We start from the raw sequence: 9,169 nt of genomic DNA, 5'->3' as shown, positions 1-9,169 counted from the left end.
AGTCCCATGCGGATCACTCCGTTGCCCCGTCGCTCACCGCTATGGGGGAAGGTTCACATGGCTCAATTCTCAGTGAAAATTAGGCGACTTTCCGGCTCAGTTCTGGGTGGAAATCAACAATCGGTGCCATTGTCCCGATCAACCGCGGGCTTCTGGCGGCATTGTAGACAGCCAAGGATTCGGCGCTGTCGGAGCATGTGGTGGAATGGGGAGGGCAGCCCGTCGCCAGCATCCGCAAGGGCTTTGAAGGGGCTGTGCGCAGGTCCGGCCTGAAAGCCGTCACTCTTCACACGATCCGCCATAGCGCCGCCGTGGCGATGGTATCGAGCGCCATCCCGATCACTCAGGTCGCGCAATATCTCGGCCACAACAACACGTTAGTGACCTATTCGACCAATGGCCGTATTGCGCCGGATCACCTGACCGATGCCGCCGAAGTGCTTGATTTCGTCAAGCTTCGCGCGAGAAAGTAGGTTCAGTGAACTGCTGGGCGCTTTGCAATGAAAAGCCCCGCAACCTGTACGGCGCGGGGCGTGTTCAATAATTCTGGTGGGCGATAACGGATTTGAACCGCTGACATCTTCGATGTGAACGAAGCGCTCTACCGCTGAGCTAATCGCCCGGTGCGCGCTTAATAGCGGCAGCCTTCGAGGGCTTCAAGTGGTCAGACCCGAAAAATTCGCGATTGATCAATCATTTTAGTCCGAGCCCAAGGCGACGTCGGTTTTGCGTCGCCGCAGCCGTAAAACGACGACTTCGGTACCTGAAACATCCTTCTGGCGACTGATCCTTGCTCGGCCCAAAGGCGGGAGCGCCAGCGTTTGGCCTGCGGAAATGGCATCACCTAGCTCGGTCAAGGTCGCCTCCACGACATCACGCACTTCGGCATTTCTGCGGCCAACCCGATGGGCGATGCGCGCGATAAGCTGTCGCTTTTGCAGGACTTTGGCATTGTCCGGATCTTCGGGATTGTCTTGCCCCTGTCCCTTCTTCCCCTGCCCTTGTCCCTGACGACCATTTTTAGCCATGGCATCTCCTGCACCGTGGTATGCGGATGCTGATTTGAAAAGCCGCGCAGAGTGGCCTCTGCGCGGCTTGATCGTTTCTAGTGGGCGACGGCCGCACCGCCGCTGCCCTGCTCGCGCGCGGCAGCGAGTTTGCTGGCCTCGGCCGCTTCTTCAGCAGCCTCGTCCCACTCGACAGGCTCGGGCATCCGGACCAGTGCGATCTTGAGAACCTCACGCACATTGCTGACCGGAATAATTTTGAGCCCTTCTTTCACATTGGCCGGAATCTCGGCCAAGTCCTTTTCGTTATCCGCCGGGATCATCACCGTTTTGATGCCACCCCGAAGCGCCGCCAACAGCTTTTCCTTGAGCCCGCCAATCGCAAGGACGTTGCCACGCAGCGTGACTTCGCCAGTCATTGCTACGTCTTTGCGCACCGGAATCTGGGTCAGTACCGAGACGATCGACGTCACCATAGCGATACCTGCCGAAGGACCGTCCTTGGGCGTCGCACCCTCGGGAACGTGAACGTGGATGTCCACGGTCTCGAATTTGGGCGGCTTCACTCCGATTTCAGGGCTGATCGAACGGACGAAAGACGAAGCGGCGTCGATGGATTCTTTCATCACGTCGCCCAGTTTACCGGTCGTTTTCATCCGCCCCTTGCCGGGCAGCTTCAACGCTTCGATCTGCAACAGATCACCACCGACCTGCGTCCAGGCAAGCCCCGTCACCACCCCGATCTGGTCATCCTTCTCGGCCAGACCGTAACGATGCCTCCGCACGCCCAGATATTCCTCGGCTTTGGCCGGAGTCACCTCGACAGACTTGACCTTCCCTTTCAGGATTTCGGTCACGGCTTTCCGCGCCAGCTTGGCGATTTCGCGCTCCAGAGACCGCACGCCCGCCTCGCGGGTATAGTAGCGGATCACATGGGTCAGCGCCTCATCGGTGACCGAAAACTCGCCCTTGCGCAAACCATTCGCCGTGATCTGCTTGGTCAGCAAATGCTGGCGCGCGATTTCGCGTTTCTCGTCTTCGGTGTAACCAGAGAGCGGAATGATCTCCATCCGGTCTAGCAGCGGTCCCGGCATGTTATAGCTGTTGGCCGTGGTCACGAACATCACGTTCGACAGATCGTATTCCACTTCGAGATAGTGGTCGACGAAGGTCGCGTTCTGTTCGGGATCAAGCACCTCCAGCATCGCCGAAGCCGGATCGCCACGGAAATCCTGACCCATCTTGTCGATCTCGTCGAGCAAGATAAGCGGATTGGTGGTTTTCGCCTTTTTCAGCGCCTGAATGATCTTGCCCGGCATCGAGCCGATATAGGTCCGGCGGTGGCCGCGGATCTCGGATTCGTCACGCACTCCACCAAGGCTGATGCGGATGAATTCGCGCCCCGTGGCTTTTGCGACCGAGCGGCCCAGCGAGGTCTTGCCGACGCCCGGAGGGCCAACAAGGCACAGGATCGGACCCTTCAGCTTGGCCGAACGGTTCTGCACCGCGAGATACTCGACGATGCGTTCCTTGACCTTTTCCAGACCGTAGTGATCGCCGTCCAGCACCTCTTCGGCTTTGCCGAGATCCTTACGGGTGCGCGATTTCACGCCCCACGGCAACGCCAGCAGCCAATCAAGATAGTTGCGGCTGACCGTCGCTTCGGCCGACATCGGGGACATCGACTTCAGCTTTTTCAACTCTGCATCGGCCTTTTCACGGGCCTCTTTGCTGAATTTGGTCTTGGCAATCTTTTCTTCCAGCTCGGTCAGCTCGTTCGAGCCATCCTCACCGTCGCCCAGCTCCTTCTGAATGGCCTTCATCTGCTCATTCAGATAATATTCGCGTTGGGTCTTCTCCATCTGCGTTTTCACGCGGGATTTGATCTTTTTCTCGACCTGCAGGACCGACATTTCGCCCTGCATCAGGCCATAGACCTTTTCCAGCCGCTCGGCGGTGTCGAGCGTCTCGAGCAAGTCCTGCTTCTTGTCCAGCGCGATGCCCAAATGGCCGCTGACCAGATCGGCCAGACGTGCGGGTTCACGCGCTTCGGAGACAGCCGAGACGACTTCTTCCGGGATATTCTTGCGGATCTTGACGTAACGCTCGAACTCTTCGGCGACGGCACGCGTCAACGCGACACGCGTTTCCTGATCGCCTTCGACCTCGTCGAGCGGCTCACAACTCGCTTCGAAAAAGTTCTCGTTGCTGACGAAATCGAGAATTTTCACCCGCTGCCGCCCCTCGACCAGAACTTTGACAGTACCGTCGGGAAGTTTCAGCAGTTGCAGCACATTGGCCAAAACGCCAGTGCGGAAGATTCCGTCTGCATTGGGTTCGTCAACCGCGGCGTCTTTCTGCGCGGCAAGCAGAATCGGACGATCCTGCTCCATCACAGCCTCAAGCGCCCGCACCGATTTTTCGCGCCCCACAAAGAGCGGCACGATCATGTGAGGGAATACCACAATGTCCCGCAAAGGCAGGACCGGATGTGTGGTCTGGGCGAATTCGTTCATGGAATCAGTCCTTTCTTGCCAAGAAATATGGCCCCGGGATCGGCAGCGCATGTTTCCTGCTTCCGGACAAGATAGGAAGGCGGTGCGATCTGTTCAATGGTTCTTTGGTTCACCATACGTTCCGTAAGAGCATTGTCACATAATACCGTGCTGGGAGTTAATTTACTCTCAACACACGAGAATAAGGATAACCAAACGCGTTTCACGGCGGAGTTCAGGAGCAGTTGGTCTGCACGGCTGTCAAAGCCCGGAGCCACACAGGCCAAAGCCGCGCGAGGCAACTTGAATTACCTCGTAGCAACTGATGTGTCGGCAACTCGAACTTGAAGCCTTCTTTTGCCGAAGCTTTGTAGCAACAGAAGGCCGGGGCAGCCCAACGGACCTTCATTGCCACCCGGACTGACAGACATGGCAATAACCCTGAGCGGACAGTCAGCGTTTTGTCCTCGCCGGCTAAGAAGCCCCAAAGATTGTTTGCCAAATACTCGCTGCCCGACCTGAAGGGAAATTGCGAACGCAATCTCGTTGTGTGATCTGGTCGTCAGGCGCATTCTTTGGCCTCGCTAAAAATATGGAGGTTCCTATGCGAGTCTTTCTTTTAGGGTGGTCGTTGGCTTTTGCCTGCGGGCTGGCTTGGAGCGCATCGGCGCAAACCGAAACTCAGGTGGAAACGGCAGGCACAAGTTTCCCGTTCGTTGAAATGGGCGAGGGCGAGCCTGTACTGTTCATTCACGGTGCCCTTGCCAATCATCGCCTATGGAATAGCATATGCGACGATGCGGCTGCCAATTGCCGCTTCCTCGCAATGACGATGCTGTTCGAGCTTGCGTCTGCGTGAACGTCTGCGCTTGGACTGGGTCTGGGCGTTCATGTGTCAATAGCCATCTGTCTGCGGCACTTCCTTGTCGTGCCACCAGTTGTGCTTGACCTCGCGGGTGATCGTTGAGCGATTACGGCCGAGCAGCGTCGCAATTCTCGTCTTCGGCACCCTTGGCCTGAAGCAGGTTTGCCATGACGCGGCGCTCGTCCAGCGTCAGGTTGGTGAACGGGCGCCTCATGACATCCTCCTGAATAGCATCAGGAAACTATCTAGTGATGCATTCCAGTATGGAATGGGCCGCCATGTCCGATCGACGAGGGCTGGCTTTATCTAGCGGCAGCCAAGGAATGAGCCGTTGTGGTGTCATCGGCCGAAGCCCGATGGCGAACGCGCCGAAGGAAAACTTCTTCGGATCTATGAAGAATGAGTTCGCCCAACGCGCCCGGTTCTGCTGACCTCGCGAAATCAGGGCAGTACTCTTCGAATACATCGCCATCTTCTACAGCCGCCGTCCGCGACATTCGAACATCGGCTATCACTCATCTGAACAGCAGGGATAGGCATGACCGTCGCGATGTCCGCCTAGCGAAGATCGACCCGGTCCGGATTCACGAGACGAGGTCAACTGCCTGCCGGCGGCCGACCGCGAGCCGCACATCATGCTGGCGATCCAGATGATGCTTGGAAAGGGAGCGAGGCAAAGCATGGTGCTGGATCTGACATGGGATCGTGCGAACTTCTTGCGCCGCACGACAGATCTGCGCCTGAATTTGTACGGGCCATGCGTTGGCTCCGATGAATAACACGCTGTTCGAGGCACCGGGCAAAAAGAAGAAAGCGGAGTGGTCGGAATATGTGGTGAAATGGGCCGAGGGGCCGCTTGCCAGCATCCCGAAGTGTTCTTCTCGCGCGGTGAAAAACGAAAGGCCTTTTCCGGCGAGGGAATACAAACCCTGCGCAACGCCGCAGCAGTTCACATGATCGCGGCGGGAGCGCTGATGGGAACGGTAGGCCAGTTCCACGGCCACAAGAACACGGCGATCACCGAACGGGTCTACGGATGATACAGCCCGTCACACCTATGATCCGCCCCGTCGGCGCAGGAATTCTGATGTAGTTCGGGAAAATCGGCTAGGTTCGATGAACCTTCGCACATGTCGTTATATGTCGCTAACATGCTGGAATTAATGGTGGGCGGTGAGGGACTCGAACCCCCGACATCTTCGGTGTAAACGAAGCGCTCTACCAACTGAGCTAACCGCCCGCCGTGGCGGCTCATAGCGTGAACTGATACGGATTGGCAAGCACCAGTTCACGCTTTTTGTGAGACCGCCTTCAGCGACGCAATCTTGCGATCAGCGACGAGGTATCCCAGCGCCCGCCGCCCATTTGCTGGACCTCCTTGTAGAACTGGTCGACCAGCGCGGTCACGGGCAGGCTCGCGCCGTTATCCTCGGCGGTTGCAAGGCAGATGCCCAGATCCTTGCGCATCCAGTCCACGGCGAATCCGAAATCGAAACGGTTCTCCTCCATGGTCTTATGGCGGTTCTGCATTTGCCAACTGCCAGCCGCACCCTGACTGATGACCTCGACCACATCCGAAATGCTGAGCCCCGCTTTCTCGGCGAAATTCAGCGATTCGGAGAGACCCTGCACCAGACCGGCGATCGCGATCTGGTTACACATCTTGGTCAGTTGCCCCGCGCCGGACGGACCCATCAGCCTGCAGATTTTTGCATATGCCGCGATCACCGGTTCCGCGCGGGAATAATCGGCGGGATCGCCCCCGCACATCACCGAGAGCTGGCCATTCTCGGCTCCGGCCTGCCCACCCGAAACGGGGGCATCGACAAACCCTATCCCCTGATCTGCGGCGATCCCTGCCAATTCGCGCGTGACCGCAGCCGATACCGTCGTGTGATCGACGAATACGGCCCCCTGCCCCATTCCGGAAAATGCACCGTCCGGACCGATGCAAACCTGACGCAAGTCATCGTCATTCCCGACACAAGCCATGACAAAATCGGCGTTGCGGGCCGCGTCCGCAGCGGTTGCTGCAACCTTGCCGCCATACTTCTCGGCCCATGCCTGCGCTTTGGCGGGACTACGGTTCCACACCGTCACCTCATGTCCCCTGCCCGCCAGATGGCCAGCCATCGGGAAACCCATCACGCCAAGACCCAGAAATGCGACGCGTGCCATAACTTTCTCCTCTCAATTGTGAAAGGCGCGTTGATCCGGCCCGCGCCCTGTCTTATTCACCCGAATGAATTTCACCACCTGCCGCAGGGGTCAACAGCCTCTGCGCCCAAGCACCGGGACCGCGCCCAATTCATGGTGACACTTTTCCGCTGGCTTGTGCGCCTGACGGTCGGACTGATTCTGGCAGGCGTCGCATTGATCGCCCTCGTCTGGTATTTTGCCGTCCGCTCACTGCCCGACTACAACGCCACTTATGACGTCGCGGGGATTTCCGCTCCGGTCGAGATCGTTCGCTCGACCGAGGATGTTCCGCATATTTTTGGCAAGAACGACCATGACGTGTTCTTCGCCCTTGGCCTTGCCCATGCGCAGGACCGCCTGTTCCAGATGAACGTCTTGCGCCGCGCCGCGCAGGGCCGCTTGTCCGAGATCTATGGCGCGGGCGCCCTACCCGCCGACGATCTGGCGCGACGGCTGGGACTATACCGCAACGCGACAGCGTCTGTAGCAGCGCAGAACCCTGATACCCTCGCCGCTTTGAAAGCCTATTCGCAAGGGGTGAACGCATGGATCCAGCAAGTGAACCTTGGCGCGCGCGGTCGTGGTGCGCCCGAGTTCTTTCTGTATCCCGACGACATCTCGTATTGGGAACCCGCTGATTCGATTGCGATCCTGAAGCTTCTGGCGGCCAGCTCGACCGTGCAGCTGCGCCGCGAGGTTCTGCGCGCGCGCCTGTCGCTGGCAGCTCCGGAACGCGGGCAGGAATTGGTCGCAGCCACCGGTGAGCCCGAACTGCCAAGCTATGCCTCACTGTTTCCGGATGCCCGTTTTGCGGGCGCCGAGCGTCATGTGATGCGTCCGGATTGGTCGACGGGCCTTGCGGGCTATCTGTCACCCTCGCTGGGCGCTTCGGCCAATGGCTGGGCGGCGGCTGCGAACCGAACTGCGGCGGGTGGCGCTTTGCTGGCCAACGATCCGCATTTTGCCCTGACCGCGCCGGGACTGTGGTATCTCGCGCGGGTCGAACTTGCCTCGGGAGGCGTGATCGGCGGTACCATTCCGGGCATTCCGGCCATTCTTTCCGGTCGTAACCCGAAGCTGGCATGGGGCATCACTCCTGCGCAAATCGACGATCAGGACCTGTTCATCGAAGAGGTCCAACCCGGCGATCCCGACCGCTATCGCGGCGCGAATGGCTGGGAAAATTTCACCACCCACACCGAAACCGTCCGAGTCCGCGGCGAGGCCCCACGCACCATCACTTTGCGCGAAAGCGAAAACGGCCCGATCCTGCCCGCGAGCCAGCTTGACATCGCAAGCATCCTGCCAGCCGGTCACGTTGCGGCCTTGGCATGGACCGGCGGGCGCGGTCAGGACACCTCGATGAGCGCACTGATGGATCTGATGCGGGCACAGACCCGTCAAGATGCCGCCCGCGTCATGGGAAATATGGTCGCTCCGGCGCTGACCGTGACATTGGCCGACAAAAGCGGCATCGGTCAGGTGACCGTCGGGGCGCTGCCGCAGCGCTCGACCGATAGTCCGGTGCAGGGTCGCCTGCCCCAGCCCGGCTGGAGCGCGGCCCACCGTTGGGAAGCCGTCACCTCCGCTCCAGCCACCTTGACCGATCTTCATCCGCAGGGTGGTGTGGTCGCATCCACCGGCGCGGCGCTGCCAGGTCAGCAGATCCTTGGCTTTGACCGCGCCGACCGCTACCGGCAAGACCGCCTGCGCCACCTGATCGACTCGCGTGAGGTGCATTCCCGCGACAGCTTCATCGCCGCCCAGATCGACATCGTCAGCCCCGATGCCCGTGCCCTGCTGCCGGTTGTCGCCGCCGAGTTGTGGTTCACGGATGAGCCCTCGCCACAGGGGACACCCGAACGTCAGCGGCAGGACGCACTGGCCTTGCTCGCCAATTGGGACGGTGCCATGAGCGAGCACCTGCCCGAGCCACTGATCTATTCGGCATGGATGCGTGCCTTGCAGGAGCGGATCGTGCAGGACGAACTGGGACCACTCACCAACGAACTCACCGAGTTCCATCCCGAGTTCATCGAAAAAGTCTTCCGCAATATCGATGGCGCAGCCGTCTGGTGTGACATCCGCCAATCGACGCCGGTCGAGACCTGCACCCAGATCGCGCGGCAGGCGCTGGACGCAGCCTTGCTGGAACTGACCGGTCGTTTCGGCCCCGACCTAGCCAGCTGGCGTTGGGGCGACGTGCATCGCGCGCGTCATGTGCATCCGGCTTTGGGGGATCTACGCGGGTTGTCCTATATCGTAAACCTTGTACAGCCGACATCGGGCGGAAATTCCTCGATTGCCCATGCGGGCCTGCTAGGACATGGGCCGAACCCCTACCAGAACGTCACCGGAGCGACCTATCGCGGGGTCTATGATCTGGCTGACCCTGACAGTTCGGTTTTCATCATCTCGACCGGACAGTCCGGCCATCCTTTGTCGCGTCACTACGACGACATGGCCGAGTTGTGGCGGCGCGGCGAATATGTCCGCATGTCGCTCGACCCCGATCTGGCACGCGCGGCCGCGACCGGTGTGACGCGGCTGGAGCCATTGCCCGAATAGACTTGGGCTTGAAACCTGCTCCTTGCTGCCCGCAT

General features: G+C 59.6%; 7 protein-coding genes and 2 tRNA genes. 3 read left to right on the top strand and 6 right to left on the bottom strand.

Going from position 1 to position 9,169, the window contains the following annotated elements; translation table 11 throughout:
- Positions 1–200 precede the first annotated feature (200 nt).
- On the top strand, positions 201–473 hold the full coding sequence (locus GL286_RS20490; protein ID WP_170295328.1) for a tyrosine-type recombinase/integrase: 273 nt from the start codon (positions 201–203) through the stop codon (positions 471–473).
- A 74-nt stretch (positions 474–547) separates the two neighbouring features.
- Here the strand turns inward: GL286_RS20490 and GL286_RS20485 are convergent.
- The 3 genes from GL286_RS20485 to lon all read right to left on the bottom strand — a co-directional run bounded on the left by GL286_RS20485 (position 548) and on the right by lon (position 3,523).
- Positions 548–622, bottom strand: a tRNA-Val gene (locus GL286_RS20485).
- 76 nt (positions 623–698) lie between these two features.
- Positions 699–1,028 carry an HU family DNA-binding protein gene (locus GL286_RS20480; RefSeq protein ID WP_155097431.1) on the bottom strand — a complete coding sequence of 110 codons (330 nt, stop codon included), beginning with the start codon at positions 1,026–1,028 and terminating at the stop codon, positions 699–701.
- Positions 1,029–1,105: 77 nt separating this feature from the next.
- Complete coding sequence (gene lon, locus GL286_RS20475) at positions 1,106–3,523, bottom strand: endopeptidase La (RefSeq protein ID WP_155097430.1); 2,418 nt, start codon at positions 3,521–3,523, stop codon at positions 1,106–1,108.
- A 583-nt stretch (positions 3,524–4,106) separates the two neighbouring features.
- Here lon and GL286_RS20470 point away from each other — a divergent pair.
- The gene (locus GL286_RS20470; protein ID WP_155097429.1) at positions 4,107–4,361 is read left to right on the top strand and encodes an alpha/beta fold hydrolase; all 255 of its coding nucleotides are present in this window, start codon (positions 4,107–4,109) and stop codon (positions 4,359–4,361) included.
- Positions 4,362–4,951: 590 nt separating this feature from the next.
- On the opposite strand, the gene GL286_RS20460 is transcribed toward GL286_RS20470, so the two are convergent.
- The 3 genes from GL286_RS20460 to GL286_RS20450 all read right to left on the bottom strand — a co-directional run bounded on the left by GL286_RS20460 (position 4,952) and on the right by GL286_RS20450 (position 6,545).
- The gene (locus GL286_RS20460) at positions 4,952–5,365 is read right to left on the bottom strand and encodes a hypothetical protein (RefSeq protein WP_155097427.1); all 414 of its coding nucleotides are present in this window, start codon (positions 5,363–5,365) and stop codon (positions 4,952–4,954) included.
- Positions 5,366–5,531: 166 nt separating this feature from the next.
- A tRNA-Val gene (locus GL286_RS20455) sits at positions 5,532–5,607 on the bottom strand.
- Between the two features lie 71 nt (positions 5,608–5,678).
- Entirely contained in the window at positions 5,679–6,545 is an 867-nt protein-coding gene (locus GL286_RS20450) for an NAD(P)-dependent oxidoreductase (RefSeq protein ID WP_155097426.1), read from the bottom strand.
- Between the two features lie 132 nt (positions 6,546–6,677).
- On the opposite strand from GL286_RS20450, the gene GL286_RS20445 reads away from it, so the two are divergent.
- A complete protein-coding gene (locus tag GL286_RS20445; protein ID WP_155097425.1) occupies positions 6,678–9,134 on the top strand; it encodes a penicillin acylase family protein in 2,457 nt (818 codons plus the stop codon).
- Positions 9,135–9,169: the final 35 nt, after the last annotated feature.

The sequence above is a fragment of the Paracoccus aestuariivivens genome (genome assembly GCF_009711225.1).
Lineage (GTDB): Bacteria > Pseudomonadota > Alphaproteobacteria > Rhodobacterales > Rhodobacteraceae > Paracoccus > Paracoccus aestuariivivens.
Note: the sequence above shows the minus strand (reverse complement) of the source record. Positions and strands in the feature narration are given on the sequence as shown.